The 15,658-nt window shown below is 70.2% G+C and carries 16 protein-coding genes and 2 tRNA genes; 11 read left to right on the top strand and 7 right to left on the bottom strand.

The annotated features are described in order from the left end of the window. Positions 1-119: 119 nt before the first annotated feature. The gene (locus ACT1U9_RS20015) at positions 120-1,184 is read right to left on the bottom strand and encodes an LLM class flavin-dependent oxidoreductase (protein WP_444534065.1); all 1,065 of its coding nucleotides are present in this window, start codon (positions 1,182-1,184) and stop codon (positions 120-122) included. 133 nt (positions 1,185-1,317) lie between these two features. Here ACT1U9_RS20015 and ACT1U9_RS20010 point away from each other — a divergent pair, with 133 nt between their 5' ends. The 7 genes from ACT1U9_RS20010 (at position 1,318) to ACT1U9_RS19980 (ending at position 6,820) form a co-directional block, all read left to right on the top strand. Next, a complete protein-coding gene (locus ACT1U9_RS20010) occupies positions 1,318-2,700 on the top strand; it encodes an amidase (RefSeq protein WP_444534064.1) in 1,383 nt (460 codons plus the stop codon). Between the two features lie 69 nt (positions 2,701-2,769). Continuing rightward, on the top strand, positions 2,770-3,642 hold the full coding sequence (gene ehuB, locus ACT1U9_RS20005) for an ectoine/hydroxyectoine ABC transporter substrate-binding protein EhuB (RefSeq protein ID WP_444534063.1): 873 nt from the start codon (positions 2,770-2,772) through the stop codon (positions 3,640-3,642). Then, positions 3,639-4,298 (top strand): ectoine/hydroxyectoine ABC transporter permease subunit EhuC, encoded by a 660-nt coding sequence (gene ehuC / locus ACT1U9_RS20000; protein ID WP_444534062.1) that lies wholly within the window; start codon positions 3,639-3,641, stop codon positions 4,296-4,298. The genes ehuB and ehuC overlap by 4 nt, the downstream gene beginning before the upstream one ends. A gap of 50 nt (positions 4,299-4,348) precedes the next feature. Continuing rightward, entirely contained in the window at positions 4,349-4,966 is a 618-nt protein-coding gene (gene ehuD / locus ACT1U9_RS19995) for an ectoine/hydroxyectoine ABC transporter permease subunit EhuD (protein WP_444539195.1), read from the top strand. Continuing rightward, positions 4,956-5,714 (top strand): amino acid ABC transporter ATP-binding protein, encoded by a 759-nt coding sequence (locus ACT1U9_RS19990; protein WP_444534061.1) that lies wholly within the window; start codon positions 4,956-4,958, stop codon positions 5,712-5,714. Before ehuD ends, ACT1U9_RS19990 begins: the two co-directional genes overlap by 11 nt. Positions 5,715-5,881: 167 nt before the next feature. Continuing rightward, a complete protein-coding gene (locus tag ACT1U9_RS19985) occupies positions 5,882-6,640 on the top strand; it encodes an IclR family transcriptional regulator (RefSeq protein WP_188278241.1) in 759 nt (252 codons plus the stop codon). A 106-nt stretch (positions 6,641-6,746) separates the two neighbouring features. Beyond that, positions 6,747-6,820, top strand: a tRNA-Lys gene (locus tag ACT1U9_RS19980). Positions 6,821-7,003: 183 nt separating this feature from the next. On the opposite strand, the gene ACT1U9_RS19975 is transcribed toward ACT1U9_RS19980, so the two are convergent. From ACT1U9_RS19975 to ACT1U9_RS19965, 3 genes are read right to left on the bottom strand one after another with little or no spacing between them, the layout of a single operon-like run. After that, positions 7,004-7,897 carry a helix-turn-helix domain-containing protein gene (locus ACT1U9_RS19975; protein ID WP_444534060.1) on the bottom strand — a complete coding sequence of 298 codons (894 nt, stop codon included), beginning with the start codon at positions 7,895-7,897 and terminating at the stop codon, positions 7,004-7,006. Continuing rightward, a complete protein-coding gene (locus tag ACT1U9_RS19970) occupies positions 7,866-8,390 on the bottom strand; it encodes a DUF6879 family protein (RefSeq protein ID WP_444534059.1) in 525 nt (174 codons plus the stop codon). Before ACT1U9_RS19970 ends, ACT1U9_RS19975 begins: the two co-directional genes overlap by 32 nt. Beyond that, positions 8,362-8,652 (bottom strand): hypothetical protein, encoded by a 291-nt coding sequence (locus tag ACT1U9_RS19965; protein WP_444534058.1) that lies wholly within the window; start codon positions 8,650-8,652, stop codon positions 8,362-8,364. The genes ACT1U9_RS19970 and ACT1U9_RS19965 overlap by 29 nt, the downstream gene beginning before the upstream one ends. Before the next feature lie 192 nt (positions 8,653-8,844). Here ACT1U9_RS19965 and ACT1U9_RS19960 point away from each other — a divergent pair, with 192 nt between their 5' ends. From ACT1U9_RS19960 to ACT1U9_RS19950, 3 genes are all read left to right on the top strand, one after another. After that, entirely contained in the window at positions 8,845-9,414 is a 570-nt protein-coding gene (locus ACT1U9_RS19960; protein ID WP_444534057.1) for a hypothetical protein, read from the top strand. Next, the gene (locus ACT1U9_RS19955) at positions 9,411-9,896 is read left to right on the top strand and encodes a group II truncated hemoglobin (protein WP_444534056.1); all 486 of its coding nucleotides are present in this window, start codon (positions 9,411-9,413) and stop codon (positions 9,894-9,896) included. Before ACT1U9_RS19960 ends, ACT1U9_RS19955 begins: the two co-directional genes overlap by 4 nt. 119 nt (positions 9,897-10,015) lie before the next feature. Beyond that, positions 10,016-11,560, top strand: a complete 1,545-nt coding sequence (locus tag ACT1U9_RS19950; protein WP_444534055.1) for an MFS transporter — start codon at positions 10,016-10,018, stop codon at positions 11,558-11,560. Positions 11,561-11,634: 74 nt separating this feature from the next. Here the strand turns inward: ACT1U9_RS19950 and ACT1U9_RS19945 are convergent, their stop codons facing one another. The 3 genes from ACT1U9_RS19945 to ACT1U9_RS19935 all read right to left on the bottom strand — a co-directional run bounded on the left by ACT1U9_RS19945 (position 11,635) and on the right by ACT1U9_RS19935 (position 15,022). Further along, positions 11,635-12,225, bottom strand: coding sequence for a lytic polysaccharide monooxygenase auxiliary activity family 9 protein (locus tag ACT1U9_RS19945; protein WP_444534054.1), 591 nt, complete (start codon positions 12,223-12,225; stop codon positions 11,635-11,637). 167 nt (positions 12,226-12,392) lie between these two features. Then, on the bottom strand, positions 12,393-13,559 hold the full coding sequence (locus ACT1U9_RS19940) for an SPFH domain-containing protein (RefSeq protein WP_444534053.1): 1,167 nt from the start codon (positions 13,557-13,559) through the stop codon (positions 12,393-12,395). Continuing rightward, positions 13,556-15,022, bottom strand: a complete 1,467-nt coding sequence (locus ACT1U9_RS19935; protein WP_444539194.1) for a peptidoglycan-binding protein — start codon at positions 15,020-15,022, stop codon at positions 13,556-13,558. The genes ACT1U9_RS19940 and ACT1U9_RS19935 overlap by 4 nt, the downstream gene beginning before the upstream one ends. 205 nt (positions 15,023-15,227) lie before the next feature. Between ACT1U9_RS19935 and ACT1U9_RS19930 the strand changes: the two genes are divergently transcribed. Next, positions 15,228-15,301, top strand: a tRNA-Lys gene (locus tag ACT1U9_RS19930). Positions 15,302-15,658 lie beyond the last annotated feature (357 nt).

The following is a 15,658-nucleotide window of genomic DNA, read 5'->3' as shown; positions in this document are numbered from 1 at the left end:
AGGTGTGCCGCACGCACGAACCGCCCGCCACCATCGGTGACGAGCGGTTTAAGGGTGTCTTATGGATCTTGGGCGGGCCGGTGAACGAGCTGGACCACCACCCATGCGAAACCCAGGTTTTACGTCAGGTCGGGCGCCCCGTACACGTCCGCGATCAGCTCGTACGAGCGCAGCCGAGCCTGAGGGCTGTGCGCGTTCGCGGTCAGCATCAGCTCGTCCGCGCCGGTCCGCTTCTGCAGCGCGTCGAGCCCGTCGCGGACCTGGTCGGCGGTCCCGGAAACGACGTTGGCGAGCCAGCCGTCGACGAACTCCCGCTCCAGCGGGCTGAACGCGTACGCCTCCGCCTCCTCCGGGGTCGGCACCAGGCCCGGGCGGCCGGTGCGCAGCCGGAGCATCGACAGCGCGTTGGTGCGCGTCTGGCGGCGCGCCTCCTTCTCGTCGTCGGCGGCGAGCGCCGAGACCCCGATCAGCGCGTACGGCGCGTCCAGCACCTCGGAGGGCCGGAACGACTCGCGGTAGAGGTCGAGCGCGGGCACCGTGTTCTGCGCCGAGAAGTGGTGCGCGAACGCGAACGGCAGCCCGAGCATCCCGGCGAGCCGGGCGCTGAAGCCGGACGAGCCGAGCAGCCAGATCGGCGGCCGCCCGGTCGGGCCCTGCACGGGGCCGGGCACCGCGTGGATGCGGGCGTAGGGGTGCCCGTCGGGGAAGTCGTCGTCCAGGAAACGCGTCAACTCGGCCAGCTGCTGCGGGAATTCGTCCGCACCCTCGTTGAGGTGGTCGGTCCGGCGCAGGGCCGCGGCCGTCGCGCCGTCCGTGCCGGGCGCGCGCCCCAGACCCAGGTCGATCCGCCCCGGGGCCAGCGCCTCCAGGGTGCCGAACTGCTCGGCGATCACCAGCGGCGCGTGGTTGGGCAGCATGACGCCACCCGAGCCGAGCCGGATGCGCTCGGTGTGGGCGGCGAGGTGGGCGAGGATCACAGCCGGGGACGAGGAGGCGACGCCGGGCATGGAGTGGTGCTCGGCGACCCAGTGGCGGGTGAAGCCGCGCCGCTCGGCGAGTTTGGCGATCTCCACGCTGGTGCGCAGGGCCCGCGTCGCGGTGTAGCCGCTGCCGACCGTCACCAGGTCCAGTACGGACAGGGGCACGGGCGCGGTCCCGAACGCCGTCCCTCGAATGTCGTCCACGTCCACCGGTCCGCTCCTCCAGTTCGTGCCGTACGGGTACGACAGCCGAACAGGAGGGTGTCTCCGTTTTATTCCCCGACCGGCCCCCGACCCCTGCCACTGTCGATCAGCAAACGCGGGTACGAACCCGGTCATGACTGAGCCGACGACAGGCACCGCCGCACTCGCCGATCTGACTGCCCGTCAACTCCTGGACGGATACGGCAAAGGAGACTTCACCCCCGTCGAGGCGACCTCGGCGGTGCTCGACCGGATCGAGGCCGTAGAGCCACGGATCAACGCGTTCGTACGGGTCGACGCCGAGCAGGCCCTCGCACAGGCGGAGGCGGCCACCGAGCGACGCCGGAAAGGCGAGCCGCTGGGGCTGCTCGACGGGGTGCCGGTGTCCGTGAAGGACACGCTCCCGATGGCCGGCGGCCCCACCCTGCGCGGCTCCAAAGGGGCCGGCACCAAGGGCAGTTGGGACGTGGACGCGTCCGCCGTGGCACGCCTTCGCGAGCAGGGGGCGGTGCTGGTCGGCAAGACCACGACGCCCGAGTTCGGATGGAAGGCGACCACCGACTCCGCGCTGTCGGGTATCACCCGTAATCCGCACGACCCCGACCGCACGGCGGGCGGGTCGAGCGGCGGCAGCGCGGCGGCGGTCGCGGCCGGAGCGGCGCCGCTCTCGCTCGGCACCGACGGCGGCGGCTCGATACGCATCCCCGCCTCGTTCTGCGGGGTCGTCGGGCTGAAGCCGACGTACGGGCGGGTGCCGCTGTTCCCGGCGAGCCCGTTCGGCTCGCTCGCGCACATCGGGCCGCTGGCCCGCAGCGCGGCGGACGCGGCGCTGCTGCTCGACGTGATCTGCGGGGCCGACTGGCGCGACTGGTCGGTGCGCGCCGCCGAGCCCGTCTCGCCGCTGCTCGCCGAGGGCGTCAAGGGTCTGCGCATCGCCTACTCGCCGCACTTCGGCGGCCAGGTGGCCGTGCGCCCCGTGGTCGCGGCGGCGGTACGGGCCGCCGTCGCCCGGCTCGCGGGCCTCGGCGCGTATGTGGAGGAGGCCGACCCCGACTTCGCCGACCCGGTCGCCGCCTTCCACACCCTGTGGTTCACGGGGGCGGCCCGGGTGGCGCAGCAGCTGCCGTCCGCGTGGCGGGCCTCGCTGGAGCCCGGGCTGCGGGAGATCGCCGAGCAGGGCGCGCGCATCGGGGCCGTGGACTATCTGGCGGCGACCGAGGTGCAGGCCCAGCTGAACCACCGCATGGCCCGCTTCCACCGCACGTACGACCTGCTGGTCACCCCGACGCTGCCGATCACCGCGTTCGAGGCGGGCGTGGAGGTGCCGAGGGGGTCGGGGCTGCGGCGGTGGACGGGGTGGACCCCGTTCACGTACCCCTTCAACATGACCGGGCAGCCCGCGGTGACGGTCCCGGTCGGCACGGACTCGGCGGGGCTTCCCATCGGCCTCCAACTCGTCGCCGCGCGCCACCGCGACGACCTGGTGCTACGGGCCGCACACGCGCTGGAACAGTGAAACCCGTACGCAATCAGGCATACGGGACCCGTACGCATGGCGGCGTGGAAGGCGGGTAGCGGCGCCGCCATGGCTGGAACACGACCGAGAGACCAGATCCGCAGGCGCACGCTCCTCGCCTCCGCCGCCGGGGCCGCCGCCACGGCCGCCGCCGGCTGCTCAAGAGTGCCCGGGGGCGACGCGCTCGCGCGGCTCAGATCGCAGGGCACGGTCCGGCTCGGGATCGCCGGCGAGGTCCCGTACGGCTATGTCGACGAGGACGGGAAGTTCACCGGCGAGGCGCCCGAACTCGCCAAGGTGGTCTTCAAGCGGCTCGGCATCGGCCGCGTCCAGCCGGTCGCCACCGACTTCTCCTCGCTGATCCCCGGCCTCAACTCCCAGCAGTTCGACGTCGTCTCGGCCGGGATGTACATCAACAAGGACCGGTGCGCACAGGTGCTCTTCGCCGACCCCGAGTACCAGATGCTCGACTCGTTCATCGTGCGCAAGGGCAATCCGAAGAACCTGCACACGTACGAGGACGTGGTGCGCACCCGCGCCCGGTTCGCCACCGGCACCGGCTACGCGGAGATCAAGTACGCGGTCGCCGCCGGGCTCCCGGAGAAGGACATCGTGATCCTCCAGGACCAGGTCGCCGGTCTCAACGCCGTCGAGTCCGGCCGCGTCGACGTCTTCGCCGGGACCGCGCTGACCACCCGGGCGGTGGTGAAGAAGAGCAGCAGGGCCGAGGCGACCGCGCCGTTCGCCGCCGTGGTCGACGGCAAGAAGAAGGTCGACGGCGGCGGCTTCGCCTTCCGGCCCACCGACACCTCGCTGCGCGACGCCTTCAACACCGAGCTCCACAAGATGCGCGGCAGCGGCGAACTCTTCCGCATCCTGCGCCCGTTCGGCTTCACGAAGACCGAGATGACCACCCTCACCGCCAAGGAGCTGTGCCGATGACGGCGGGACTGTGGCAGCACTGGGTGCTGCCGGGGATCTGGATCACGGTCCAGCTGACCGTGTACAGCGCGGCGCTCGCCGCCGCCGTCGCCTTCGGCATCGGCATGGCCCGTACGCACCGCTCGCGGCTCGTCCGCTTCCTCGCCGCCTGCTACACCGAGATCTTCCGGGGCATGTCCGCCCTGGTCCTGATGTTCTGGCTGTTCTTCGTGCTGCCCCCACTGGTGGGCTGGCAGCTGGTGCCGATCTGGGCGGCCGTCCTGGCCCTCGGCCTCTCGTACGGGGCGTACGGCGCCGAGATCGTGCGGGGCGCGCTCAACTCGGTGACGCGCGCGCAGCGCGAGGCGGGCATCGCACTCAGCTTCACCCCCTGGCAGCGGATGCGGCTGATCCTGCTGCCGCAGGCGGTGCCGGAGATGCTCCCGCCGTTCTGCAACCTGCTGATCGAACTCCTCAAGGGCACCGCGCTGGTGTCGCTCCTCGGCGTCGGCGATGTGTCCTTCGCCGCCTATCTCGTACGCCTGGCCACCCAGGACAGCGCGAAGATCTACAGCGTCACCCTCGTCATCTACTTCGTCCTCGCCTTCGCAATCACCCGTGGCATGAAGGCACTTGAGCGCCGCGCCAAGGCGAACCTGGGGGTGACGGCCAAGTGAGCGCCACCGCGCACCACTCGTCCTGGGACTGGTCCGCCGTCTGGGACTTCATGCCGCGCCTGTGGGACGGGATGCTCGTCACCCTCCAGATCCTGGCGCTCGGCTCGCTGATCTCGTTCTCGCTGGGGCTGGTGTGGGCGCTGGGCCTGCGCTCCCCGGCCCGGCTCGTACGGTGGCCGGTCGCCGCCGTCACCGAGTTCATCCGCACCACGCCCCTGCTGGTGCAGCTGTTCTTCCTGTTCTTCGTGCTGCCCGAGTGGGGCGTGAAGTTCTCCACGCTGACCACCGGGGTCCTCGCCATCGGGCTGCACTACTCGACGTACACCGCGCAGGTCTACCGGGCCGGGATCGACGCCGTACCCAAGGGCCAGTGGGAGGCGGCCACCGCGCTCAGCCTGCCCGCGCACCGGACGTGGCTCGCGGTGATCCTGCCGCAGGCGGTCCGCCGAATCGTTCCCGCGCTCGGCAACTACGTCATCTCGATGCTCAAGGACACTCCGCTGCTCGCCGGGATCAGCGTGCTGGAGATGCTCCAGCAGTCGCGCCTCGAAGGGGCGTCGACCTTCCAGTACACCGAGCCGCTGACCGTGGTCGGTGTCGCCTTCGTCCTCATCGCCTACCCGGCATCCCTTCTCGTACGAGCCCTGGAGCGCCGCCTTGCCCGCTGACCATGCACCCGACCACCCCCTGATCACCTTCGACAACGTCACCAAGAGCTTCGGCGGCACGACGGTCCTGGACGACCTGTGCTTCTCGGTGGAGTCCGGGCGCCATGTCACGCTGATCGGACCGTCCGGTTCCGGCAAGACCACGATCCTGCGGCTGCTCATGACCCTGGAGACGCCCGACTCCGGGACGATCCGGGTCAATGGGGACCGGCTGTTTCCGGCCGCCGAGAAGGAGCGGCGCGAGGCCCGCAAGAAGATCGGGATGGTCTTCCAGCAGTTCAACCTCTTCCCCAACATGACCGTGCTGCGGAACATCACCGAAGCACCGGTACGGGTGCTCGGACTGACCCCCGACGAAGCGCACGCGCGCGCGAAGGACCTGCTCGACCTCGTCGGGCTCGGCGACCGGGGCGACGCGAAGCCCGGGCAGCTCTCCGGCGGGCAGCAGCAGCGGGTGGCGATCGCGCGGGCCCTGGCCATGCGCCCCCAGGTGCTGCTTCTCGACGAGGTGACGTCCGCGCTCGACCCGGAGCTCGTGGCCGGGGTCCTGGACGTCCTGCGCGATGTCGCGACGACGACCGACATCACCATGCTGTGCGTCACCCATGAGATGAATTTCGCCAGGGACATCTCGGACGAGGTGATGATGTTCGACTCCGGGAAGGTCATCGAGCAGGGTCCACCGGAAAAAATCTTTGCGGGAGCAGAGCACGAACGTACGCGCGAGTTCCTGGGTGCGGTGCTCTGACCTCAGGTTCCAGCCATAGACCGTGCCGTTGGCATATGCCATAGGGATGCGCCCCAGCGTAACGGCCGGGGCGCATCATCAATCTCGTCAACACCCCCACCAGAAAGGGGTCTTGGCGGTTATCGTGGTTGGGCAAGCTTGCGGTCTCGACCTGCTAGGGGGAAACCGTGGCGCTGAAGCCCGAGCCGACCGCGCCGTTCCATTCGGTGCAGTACGCCTTCCGCGTCCTGGAGACGATCTCCAAGCACGCCGGCGGCGTGACGGATGTCCAGATCGCACGAGAGACCGGTTTGCCGACCGCACATCTCGCCTCACTTCTTCTGATGCTCCGCTGCGAGGGTTATGTGGAGCAGGTCGCCGACGGCGCGTACGTCATCGGCGACTCGACGGTCCTCCTCGGCTCCGGCGCCGTGCGCCAGCAGGCCCTGGAGGCCAAGCTCCAGAGCACCCTCACCGAGCTGCGCGACTCGGTCGGCGCGGCGGTCTACATCAGCCGGTACATCGACGGCGAGGTGAAGATCACCCAGTACGCGGACGGGCCGCGCGCCCCGAAGGTCAACGAGTGGGTGGACTTCCGCTCGGCGGCCCACGCGAGCGCGGTAGGCAAATGCCTGCTCACTCAGCTGGACCAGAACGGCCGCCGAGACCACTTGTCCCGCCACAAGATCGCCCGCTTGACGTCCCGGACGATCACCAACGAGCGGATCCTGTTCTCCAAACTGGACGCCCAGCCGGCGACGGTCCCGGTCCTGGACCTCCAGGAGTACGCGGTCGGCACGGTCTGCGCGGCCGTCCCGCTCACGGCAGGCTCGGCAGTCGGCTGCCTGGCGCTCTCCATGCCGATCGAACACGCCCACCGCCTGCGCTCGGCAGCCGACACCCTGAACCGCCGGGCGGCTCCGGTGGTGCTGTCGCTGGCGATCTAGGCGTGTCGTTTCCCCGCCCCGCGCCCGGTCCGCGCCCAGGGCGGGTCCCGCCTGCGGGTGGTCAGGAGCACCCCCGCGGACCAGGTAGTATTTTCTCTGTCAGCAGGCGCCGCTAGCTCAGTTGGTTAGAGCAGCTGACTCTTAATCAGCGGGTCCGGGGTTCGAGTCCCTGGCGGCGCACAGACAGTCGCAACCCCCTCACCAATGGTGAGGGGGTTGCGGTCGTTTCGGGGGTCGGATGCTGGCGGGGGCCAACGGCGTCGGCGAACATCGCTGCCAGCAGCTTCGGGTCGGTGACTGCGGCATCCTGCTGCTCGGTGTTGGTCACGGCTCGACCTCCGGGCGCCTCTGCATCGCGACTGCCTAGTCCCTCGGCATCTGATCGAAGTGCTGGATGGCGGCGAGGATCAGGTCCCGGACCGTGGTGCCGTAGACGGCTGATCGTTTCAAGAGGGCGAACGCCTTGGTGTACAGCTCGATCTCTCGGGGCTGCGTGACGGAGAACTCCGCCGAGTAGGTCTCCACCAGGACGAGCTTGTCGTCGAACATCGAGAACGAGTTGCCAGGCCAGATACCGATGGGTGCGGAGCGCGGGATGACGCCCAGGCTCATCCGGGGCAGCCGCATCACCGCCAGCAAGCGGTCGAGCTGCCCCAACATCACCTCTGGCCCGCCGAAGTTGGTGTAGAGCGCCTGCTCACCGAGGACGACGTTGAAGATCCGGTCGCCTCGGTACAGGTACTGCTGTCGTTCCAGTCGTTTGGCCGTGGCGGCTTCCACGTCGTCGGGGATCTCGTAGTAGTCCACGACCTGGCGGAAGGTCTCCGCCGCGTACTCCGCCGTCTGGAGCGTTCCCCACACCAGCGTCGGGTGCCAGATGCGGAAGACCTTCGTCCTGGCGTAGACCGGCAAGGCCTTCTTCTGTCGTTCTTCCGCGCCGGGCTCCAGCTGTCGGCGCCACTCCAGCCACAGCTCGTCGATGCGCCGGACGGTCGCGATCAGGTCGGGGATCTGCTCTGGCCGGTCGGTGGTGACGCACCAGGTGCGGATGTCGGCCTCGCTGGGGTTCTGCTTGCCGTTCTCAAGCCGGGAGACCTTCGACTCCGCCCACCCCGTGGCCACGGCGAATGCCCGGCCGCTGGCGAACCCCGCATCCTTGCGGAATCCGCGAAGCCGGGCACCTAGCGCCTCTCGTGCTTCTTGTGCTTGGTGACTCACTGATGGATCAGGGCTTGTACTCGACGTGCCGAATGGCATCGGCCCAGAGCAGGTCGCGTACGCGGACGCATGCGGCCACCGTGTCGGGGTCCTCGATGATCTCGGAACCCAGGACACGGCCCTCCAGGTCGAAGCGGCCGACGGCCAGCACCCGGTCGTCGAAGAGCCACCAGTCATCGCCGTCCACGGGGAAGGTGATGCCGCCCGGCAAGCTGTGCCGCGGTAGCCACCGGATGTCCTCGCCGACGTCGATGTTGAGGTGGGTCAGCGAGCGCTCCCACGTGACGTACTGGCTGTGCGGCTCCGACACCACCCGCACGCGGCGCACCGTCTTGCCTTCGCCGGTGACCCGCTTCATCAAGGCCATCCACTCGTCGAGCCAGGCGTAGTCATCGGGTTCGCCCCGCTGCCATCGGGCGTACGGCGTGTCCTCGATGGGCGAGCCGTAGTCGTCTCTGAGCTCCAGGTGGAAGGCGTCGCGTTCGAAGCTGTTGAACAGCTCGTCACGCTGAGCAGGAGTGATCAGGTCCATCGTCTTCCTCCAACAGGGCCGTGATCGAGGACCTGGGGACCTCGATGCAGGTCTCGTAGTCGGGCAGGCGCATCTGACCGAGGGCTTCAGGATCGTGCATTTCGGGGCCCTGGAGCACGCACGTGCCCTGTTCTGTGACGAGCATGATCGGGGCGGTGAACTTCCTGATCTCGCCGGACACTTGGCCGTCCTTGGTCAGGTGCTCGAACAGCTCGGTCGGCACCTCGACGACCGTCTGCCCTTCGGGTACATCGAGCTGCATGAGCAGTTCGTCGGCGAAGACCTTCCGGCCTTGGATGACGTAGCTGTCCTGGTCGCTGGCGTAGAGCGTGGGGCTGTCTCCGGGGGTGGAGTTCTTACCGAGGAACCGTAACTAGGTCTGGACCAATACGGCCCGCGTTCCCTTACGGTGAACACCCTTGGCAAACCGCCATGCCTGAGTAACGTTGATTACATGATTACAGCCGAACAGCACGAGCAGCTTCGCGGCTGGTTTTCCGGCCGCATACCGGACGATGTCTATGAGCGTCTGGTGGAGGTGGTGGTCGATCGGGAGGAGATCACCGTCATCGGGCGTATCCCCGAGCCCGAGGTCGGCGATGGGGTCTCCGCCGTCGAGCGGGACGCCGCGTTCGACGGGCGGATCCAGGAGTTTCGCGAGCGCACGCGGGACGAGCGGATCGCCGTGGCGCGGGAGGCCGAGCAGCGGTATGGGCGGAAGGTGTCCTGGGGGGCGGAGTGCGGGGGGCGGCGGGCTCTGTTCACGCATGTCGCCGCGCCCGTCATGACCCGGCTGCGGCAGCCGGAGCGGCAGGTGCTCGACACTCTGGTCGCCGGCGGGGTCGCCCGCAGTCGTAGTGATGCGCTCGCCTGGTGCGTACGACTGGTGCAGAGTCACACCGACGACTGGCTCGGGGATCTGCGCGACTCCCTGGAGCGGGTGCGAGAGGTGCGCGCCCAGGGGCCCGACCGTCAGGCGGAGTCATCGGCACCACCGGCACAGGAGAGTGAAGACAGCGTATGAGCGACGGCACTCCGGGCACTCCCAGCATCTTCGAGTGGATGGGTGGCCAAGCGGCCCTGGACCGGCTGACCGAGGTGTTCTACGGGCATGTGCACAAGGACCCCGTGCTCGCGCCGGTGTTCGCGGGTGCTCCGGCCGAGCACCCCCACCACGTGGCCGTCTGGCTCGCCGAGGTCTTCGGTGGGCCCGCCGACTACACCGCCTCCCACGGCGGCCACGACCACATGGCCGCGCGCCACCTCGGCCGGGGCATCACCGAGGAGCAACGGCGGCGCTGGATCGCGCTGTTGATGGACTCGGCGGACGAGGTGGGGCTCGCCGAAGACCCGGAGTTCCGCGCGGTGTTCGCGTACTACATCGAGTGGGGCACCCGGATGGCACTCCTCTACTCCGGGCCGAACCCGCCGCCGGTGGAGGGGACCGGCTCCCACGTGCCTCAGTGGGGGTGGAATCAGACCCCTCCCTGGCAGCCCAAGCCCTAGCCCACCAAGACCCCGACTGCCTTGCGTACGGCCCCTTCCCGCACCTCCGGAAGGGGCCGTACACATGTCTTATACATTCGTTCTAGACAAGCGTTTTAAACAGCCGTACAGTTCCTGCCATGACGCACTCGCCGAGCACGAACAGCCCGAGCAGCCCGGCCGGCCTCCGCGCCGGCCGCAAGGAATGGACCGCCTTCGTCGTCCTCCTGCTGCCGCTCCTCCTGGTCTCGATGGACGTCTCCGTCCTCTACTTCGCCATCCCGTCGATCACCCGGGAGCTGGACCCGAGCGCCACCCAGCAGCTGTGGATCTTCGACGTGTACGCCTTCGCGCTCGCCGGGCTGCTCATCACGATGGGGTCGCTCGGTGACCGGATCGGGCGCCGCAAGCTGCTGCTGATCGGGGCGACGGCGTTCGGCCTCGCCTCGGTGACGGCGGCGTACGCGACCAGCGCCGAGATGCTCATCGCGGCCCGCGCCCTGCTCGGCGTCGGCGGGGCCACCCTGATGCCCTCCACCATGGGCCTGGTTCGCAACATGTTCCGCGACGACAAGCAGCGCGGTCAGGCGATCGGCATCTGGTCGGGCGCCATGGCGGGCGGCATCGCGCTCGGCTCGGTGATGAGCGGCGTGATGCTGGAGCACTTCTGGTGGGGCTCGGTGTTCCTGATCAACGTGCCCGCGATGCTGCTCCTGCTGGTCCTCGTCCCCATCCTGGTCCCCGAGTTCAAGGACCCGGCGCCGGGCAAGTTCGACCTGCTGAGCGTGCCGCTGTCGATGGGCGCGGTGCTGCCGGTGGTGTACGGGCTGAAGGAGTTCGCGGCCGAGGGATTCGGCTGGACGCGACTGCTCTCGGTGGCCGCGGGCCTCGCGATCGGCTGGGTCTTCGTCCGCCGCCAGCGCACCAAGCGTGACGCGATGATCAGCCGTGAACTCTTCCGCGACCGCGTCTTCGGCGCCGGGATCTCGCTCAACGCCGTCGCCGCCTTCGCGATGATGGGCTCCGCGTACTTCACCACGCAGTACCTCCAGTCGGTGCTCGGCATGGGCACCATGGAGGCGGCCCTGTGGTCACTGGCCCCCTCGGTCGCGGTGGGCATCGCGGCCCCGACGGCGACGGCCGTGGCGGCGAAGGTCGGCAAGGCCCCGGTCATCGCGTCCGGCTTCGTCATCGGCGGCGCGGGTTACGGCATCCTCGCCCTCACCGGCACCGACTCCCTCTGGCTCGTCCTGACCGGCGCCGCGGTGATCGCCAGCGGCATCGTCACGGTGATGGCGCTCGTCTCCGACATGGCGCTGGCCTCGGCCCCGGCCGAGAAGGCGAGCTCGGCGGCCTCGCTCCTGGAGACCGGCCAGGAGTTCGGCGGCGCGCTCGGCATGGCGGTCCTGGGCTCGATCGGCACCGCGGTCTACCGCTCCGACATGCCCGACTCGGCTCCGCCCGCCGCCCGCGAGACCCTGGGCGCGGCCGTCGCGAGCGCCGACCACGCGCTGGTGACGACGGCCCGGGAGGCCTTCGTCCACGGGATGCAGTACGCGGCGGTCGGCGGCACGGTGCTGCTCCTGGGCACGGCGGTCCTGGCGGTGGCGCTGCTGCGCGGCACCCCGGCGGCGGAGCCCGCACCGGTCGAGGCCGAGGCGCCGGAGGGTGAGCTGGTGGCGTAGTCACCACACGTACACGATTGCCCGGCTGGCTCACCACGAGCGAGCCGGGCAATCGCCGTTCGCAGAACCAGACGTCAGAACTGCACGTCCGAGCAGGCGTAAAACGCGTTGCCCGTGTCCGCGATCGTCCAGACCGCGAGGATCAGGTGGCGGCCCGTCTTGCCGGCGGGGAGCGTGCCCTCGTGGGAGAGCGTGGACGGCGGGCGCTGACCGTAGAAGGGGACGGTCAGGAACGGCTGCGGGTCGAGTGCGTCCCGGGTGAGCGGTTGGCTCGGGTCCCAGCCGTCTTTGGTGATGTAGTACTTGAAGTCCGTCGTGGCGTGCATGGCCGTGAACTGCCAGCGGAAGGTGTACGTCTGACCTGCCGTCAACTGGGTCGTGGGCCAGCCGGTGCCGCCGCGCGGGTCGTCCAGCTCGGCGAACCTGCTGTTGCCGCCCGAACAGATCGCGCCGTCGTCGGGACCGGCGTCCGGGAAGCCCTTCGGCCCCTCGACGGACTGCGGCTCCCACTGTATTTCGCCGCAGTCGTGGGCGTTGGCGCACACCTTCTGGCGGCTCAGTGGCTGATCGGTGTAGCCGTGGCTGCTCGCGGTCGAAGTGGCCAGCAGGGAGGTCCCCGCCGCCACGAGCGCGACCACGGCCGCGCTCAGCTTCTTTTTCCGCATGCTGACGCTCCTGGAGAACGTGGGGGAGTTCCGGGATCGGGCACGCGCGCGTCCGTGATGGAGCATGGTCCAGTCTTGGTCTGGACCAACTACCAGACTATTCACGCCAGTTGAACATGTCCAGACCAATCACACGGCCGGGTCTCCCACTCGCCCGAACCTCTCCCCTACGCTCCCTCCGCCCCACCCCTGCCCGTGTAGAACGCCACCGTCAGGTCCTTCACCAGCGCCCTGCGCTCGTAGTCGTCGAGCTCGACCAGGCCGCGCGAGGTGAGCCGGGTGACCGTGTCCTCCACCGCGTCCACCACCGAGGTCAGCACCGTCTCGCGGTGCCGCGCGTCGATCGCCGCGATCCGCCGCCGCCGCATCGCGGCCGCGACCTCGGGCGCGTACTCGATCACGGTCGGCTGCGCCGAGTACACCTCGATCCCGACCGGCGCCACCTCCGCCTTGAGCAGCCGGGTCAGCGCGTCCCCGACGGCCTCCGCGTCGCGCAGGGTCGGGGCGTCCTCGTGGAAGGCGTCGGCCGGGAGCTGCGAGAGGACCCGGGCCATCGCCGCCTCCACCTGTTCGCGCAGATAGACGACGTGGTCCTCGACCGCGAGCGCCGCCCGCGCGGTGTCCCTGACCCGCCACACCACCAGGACCACCACCCGCAGCGCGGTGCCGTCCGCGTCGACCGCGGGCATCGGCTCGCTGCGCCAGTGCCGCAGCCGTACGTCGACCCGGCGGCGCAGCAGCAGCGGGTTCGTCCACATCAGCCCCGTGCGGCGCACGCTCCCCCGGTAGTCGCCGAAGAGCGACAGCACCCAGGCGTATCCGACCCGGCCCCGCCCGAGCCCGCCGAAGCAGACGACCGCGATAGCCACGCCGAGGACGAGCAGCGCCCAGCGCGTCGGGCCGATCCCCGTACCTCCCTGCGTATACGAGTGCAGGCGCGGCACCCCGGTCAGCGCGGCCGGGAGCACCCGGGCCGACCAGATCACCGCCGCGCACCCGGCGAGCGCCGCGACTCCCGCCCCGACCGCGACCATCCCGGGCAGCACGGGCCCGGGCCGCTCGACGAGCCCCGGGTCACCGGGCGTCGCGGGCCGAGCGGGCGCGGCCGGCGGCGCGGGCCGGGCCGCACGGCGGGCCGGGACCGGGGCGAGGGGCTGCGGCACCACGGGACCGGTGCCGGTGTCGTCCCGGAAGAGCAGGTGCACGGGGATCTCGGCGGTGGCCTCACCCTTGATCACCGCGACCCGGCGGCCCGGGGTGCCCCCGGGACCACCGCCGTCGCCGCCGCCGTCCGTCACGTTCGTCGTCTGCTGCTGCATCGATACCTCCGTCATGCGAAAAGCCGCCGCCAGGTCTCGGGGCCGGGGTAGCCGTCGGCCTCGGCGCCGCGCCAGCCCTGGGCTCGCTGGAACGCCTCGACGTTGCGGCGGTCTGCCTCTTCCCAGTCGGGTCCGGGGCCGGATGTGTAGTAGCGGCCGAAGCCCTTCAGCACGAGCCGGCGGCCGAGCTCGGTCACGTACGCACTGGACTGACCGGGGCGGAAGTACGCCGCGCCGGGGTAGCCGGCGGCGGTCACGAAGGACGCCGGGGTCACGGTCGAGGGGGTGCGGGCGGCGGGGATGTCCTTGCCCGTGCCCTTGACCAGCAGGCTCCAGGTGTCGGGGCCGGGCAGCCCGTCGGCCTCCGCGCCGGTCCAGCCCTGCGCCCGCTGGAACGCCTCGGTCGCCCGGCGGTCCGCGTCGCCCCAGCGCGGTCCGGGGCCCTCGGTGTAGAAGCGCTTGCCGCCGCGCGCCACGAGCATCTGGCCGAGGCGGGTGACGCTGCTGTTGTTCGCGCCCGGCCCGAAGGAGCCCGCGCCCGGGAAGGCGGCGGAGGGCTTGTCCGTCACGGGCTTGTCGGGGGCGCTGTCCGTCGCGGTGGCCGGGGCGGCTCCGAAGGTTCCGTTGCTGAGGCCCTTGTAGCGGTAGGGCAGATAGCGGGTGGAGTTGCTCCAGTACGCGTACGGGGTGGGCTGCTTGCGGGCGTTCGGGGGCGTCTGCTCGTACGCGACGTAATAGGTGTGCGTGTAGTCGGTCCAGCCGCCGAAGATCACGACGTGCGAGCCTCGGGTCGGGTTGTCGGGGTTGTGGAAGAGCAGCATGTCGCCGGGCTGGAGCTCGTCCTTGGTGATCCGCACCGCGAACGTGGCGAGGCTGCCGGTCCATTCGTTGGTGCCGAGGTTCCAGGCCATGGAGACGAAGCCGGAGCAGTCCTGGCGGTACCCGTCCGACCAGTACTCGTCCATGCTGTACGGGACCTGGGCGCTCACCCACTTCTTGGCCCGGTTGACGATGTCGGCCCGCGTCATCGGCTGAAGCCGTCGCGACGGTGTCAGCCCGCCCACACCGCCCGGGCTCCCGTGCAAGGCACTGGTCACACCCTGCGCGGTGACGGGCTCGTCGTCCTGGCCTGTGGCCCCGTCGCCGTCGCGGGCGCGGTCGTGGGGGGCGGGGTGGCCGGGGCGCCCGGCGGCGGAGGCGTGGCCGGGCGGGCCGGAACGCGCCGCAGCCGCGCTGTGGCCGGGCGCGGCGTCCCGGCCCGCACCCCGGTCCCGGCCGACGCCGACGTCCCGGCCCGCCCCGTCCACGGCGGCCGCAGTCGCGGTCCCGCTCAGGACCACCCCCGCCGCCGTCGCCAGGACAATCGCGCGGGCGCCGCCGGCGCGGAGCGGGCGGGCGGCCGGGCGCCGCCGCTCCGCGCACCCCGCGCACCCGCACGCACCCACCGGTTCGTACTCCTCGAACTGCGGCAACTCCAGCCCCGCCGCCATACGCGTCACCTGCCGCTCCCGGAGTTCTCGTGGCCTTTGAAGATCTTTTCTGCGCTTCTGCACGGGCGACAGCTTTCCAACTGTCCGCACAAATCGCATTTTGACGGATCAAAACGGATGAAACGAACATCTCACCGCGTGGCGCCGGTCAGAACCACCCGTCCGCGTCCGGTAGAGTTCTCGTTGTCAGCAAGCGCCGCTAGCTCAGTTGGTTAGAGCAGCTGACTCTTAATCAGCGGGTCCGGGGTTCGAGTCCCTGGCGGCGCACAGACAGTCGCGACCCCCTCACCATCGGTGAGGGGGTCGCGGTCGTTTTCCCGGGCGTACGCCCGCGCCCATGGGGCCATGCGGCGCGTCGCACTGCCACGGGAGCCCTACCCGAAATCCGTACGCCCTGCACAAGCGCCCCGTAAAGCCCGTGTATGACCGGTAAACAGCTTGTTTCACCCTTGCGATCAAGCCGGTCGACATAGAAACCTGACTGGGGGGCCATTGGCCCCAAGGGGGTGCGCGGCTCCATCAGTTGGAGGGCATGGGACGCCGCGCGAGCGATTCGGAGGGGAATGTCCCGGTTGCGCGGACCACGGGGTGGGGGCCCCGTTCATAAAGCGGTGCCGATGAAGG

Origin of the sequence: Streptomyces sp. BR1, from assembly GCF_052373795.1 — a bacterium.
Taxonomy (GTDB): Bacteria; Actinomycetota; Actinomycetes; order Streptomycetales; family Streptomycetaceae; genus Streptomyces.
This window is presented reverse-complemented; position numbering and strand designations above follow the sequence as displayed.

Excerpts from the sequence above, each read along its gene's own strand:
- ACT1U9_RS20010 (WP_444534064.1), top strand. The coding sequence starts at position 1,318 with ATGACTGAGCCGACGACAGGCACCGCCGCACTCGCCGATCTGACTGCC.
- ehuB (WP_444534063.1), top strand. The coding sequence starts at position 2,770 with ATGGCTGGAACACGACCGAGAGACCAGATCCGCAGGCGCACGCTCCTC.
- ehuC (WP_444534062.1), top strand. The coding sequence starts at position 3,639 with ATGACGGCGGGACTGTGGCAGCACTGGGTGCTGCCGGGGATCTGGATC.
- ehuD (WP_444539195.1), top strand. The coding sequence starts at position 4,349 with ATGCCGCGCCTGTGGGACGGGATGCTCGTCACCCTCCAGATCCTGGCG.
- ACT1U9_RS19975 (WP_444534060.1), bottom strand. The coding sequence starts at position 7,897 with ATGCCATTCGGCACGTCGAGTACAAGCCCTGATCCATCAGTGAGTCAC.
- ACT1U9_RS19970 (WP_444534059.1), bottom strand. The coding sequence starts at position 8,390 with ATGGACCTGATCACTCCTGCTCAGCGTGACGAGCTGTTCAACAGCTTC.
- ACT1U9_RS19965 (WP_444534058.1), bottom strand. The coding sequence starts at position 8,652 with ATGCAGCTCGATGTACCCGAAGGGCAGACGGTCGTCGAGGTGCCGACC.
- ACT1U9_RS19960 (WP_444534057.1), top strand. The coding sequence starts at position 8,845 with ATGATTACAGCCGAACAGCACGAGCAGCTTCGCGGCTGGTTTTCCGGC.
- ACT1U9_RS19955 (WP_444534056.1), top strand. The coding sequence starts at position 9,411 with ATGAGCGACGGCACTCCGGGCACTCCCAGCATCTTCGAGTGGATGGGT.
- ACT1U9_RS19950 (WP_444534055.1), top strand. The coding sequence starts at position 10,016 with ATGACGCACTCGCCGAGCACGAACAGCCCGAGCAGCCCGGCCGGCCTC.
- ACT1U9_RS19945 (WP_444534054.1), bottom strand. The coding sequence starts at position 12,225 with ATGCGGAAAAAGAAGCTGAGCGCGGCCGTGGTCGCGCTCGTGGCGGCG.
- ACT1U9_RS19940 (WP_444534053.1), bottom strand. The coding sequence starts at position 13,559 with ATGACGGAGGTATCGATGCAGCAGCAGACGACGAACGTGACGGACGGC.